General features: G+C 63.9%; 2 protein-coding genes. Both read left to right on the forward strand.

From position 1 onward, the window contains the following. On the forward strand, positions 1-1317 hold a 1317-nt coding region (locus EN939_RS33475), incomplete at its 5' end, for an aminotransferase-like domain-containing protein (RefSeq protein WP_164751484.1). A gap of 119 nt (positions 1318-1436) precedes the next feature. Beyond that, on the forward strand, positions 1437-1579 hold a 143-nt coding region (locus EN939_RS38320), incomplete at its 3' end, for a hypothetical protein (RefSeq protein ID WP_164751485.1).

A 1579-nucleotide genomic window follows, 5' to 3' on the forward strand; every position in this document is an offset into this window, starting at 1 on the left:
ATCGATGCCGGCGCAAAGCTGCCGCCGCAACGCGACCTCGCCTACGACATCGGCACCACCGTCGGCACGGTCGGCCGGGCCTATCAATTGCTGCGCGAGCGTGGGCTGGTGAGCGGCGAAGTCGGGCGTGGAACCTATGTGCTCGGCCAGCGCGCGAAGCCGGATTTTCCGGCTCCGGACGTCGGCGGCGAAGGCACGCGCTATATCGATGCGCCTAAGGGCAAGCTGCGTTTCGACAGCACCGCAGCACCTGATATCGGCCAGGGCGACATTGTCGCCGGTGTCCTGTCGCGCACGGCGCAGGACCATCCGCATGAGATTTCGAGCTACACGCGGGACTTCCCCGACCGATGGTACGAAGCCGGCGCCCGCTGGTTGGCGCGCAATTCGTTTCGTCCGAGTGCCGACACCATCGTTCCCACGCTCGGCACCCATGCGGCGGTGATGGCGGCGATCGCGGCGCTCACCATGCCTGGCGACTATATTGCCTTCGAGCACCTCACCTACTCGCAGATTTCCCGCAGCGCCGGCCTGATCGGCAGGCGCACCGCGCTGGTGGCATCGGACGAGGAAGGCATCGATCCGCAGGATTTCGAGCGCGTCTGCGCGCAAAAGCATCCCAAGATGATCTTCCTGATGCCGACGGCGCAGAATCCGACGCTGGCCACCTTGTCGGCGGCGCGCCGCGAGGCGATCGCCCATGTCGCACGCGAATACAACGTCGTCCTCATCGAGGACGATCTCTATGGCAATCTGACCGATGATCCGACACCATTGCTGGCCGAGTATGCGCCTGAACGCACCATCGTCGCGGGCGGCCTGTCGAAGTCGGTCGCAGCCGGTGTGCGCGGCGGCTGGCTTTCCTGCCCGCCCGCCTACCGCCACCGCATCCGTGTCGCCCACAAGATGATGACCGGCGGCATGCCCTTCCTGCTGGCGGAGGTGAATACAAGGCTGGTGCTGTCAGGTCAGGCGGATGAGATACGCAAGCGCAGCATCGCCGAAATCGGCGCCCGCATCGCCATCGTGCGCGAGACTTTGGCCGGCTTCGCGTTCAAGTCGCATGACAGGGTGCCCTTTGTCTGGCTGACCCTGCCCGACCCCTGGCTTTCCGGCACCTTCAAGAACGCCTGCCTGGAGCACGGCGTGCTGATCGACGACGAGGACGAATTCAAGGCCGGCCGTTCCGAGCAGGTTTTCCATGGTGTCCGCTTTGGCGTTTCGCAGCCGAGACAGCGCGGGGATATCGCTGAAGGCGTCGCGGCGATCCGGCGACTTCTCGATGAAGGCCGCGCCGGCTACGACAGCTTCTCCTGACACTGCGTGGCTTTGTCCGGTTTTCCGTCGTTTTTCGTCAATCCATGGGTGTATCGGTCGCAAGGCTTGCGATAAGACGGGACTCAAAATCCCAACGTCCCGGATATAAATCGCCGCCCATGACCATTTCCAATTCCGTGCCGATCACCCCCGAGCTCATTGCCTCACACGGGCTCAAGCCCGACGAGTATCAGCGCATCCTCGATCTTGTCGGGCGCGAGCCGAGCTTCACCGAACTCGGCATCTTCTCGGCGATGTGGAA

It is taken from the genome of Mesorhizobium sp. M7A.F.Ca.CA.002.05.1.1 (assembly GCF_003998335.1).
Classification (GTDB): Bacteria; Pseudomonadota; Alphaproteobacteria; order Rhizobiales; family Rhizobiaceae; genus Mesorhizobium.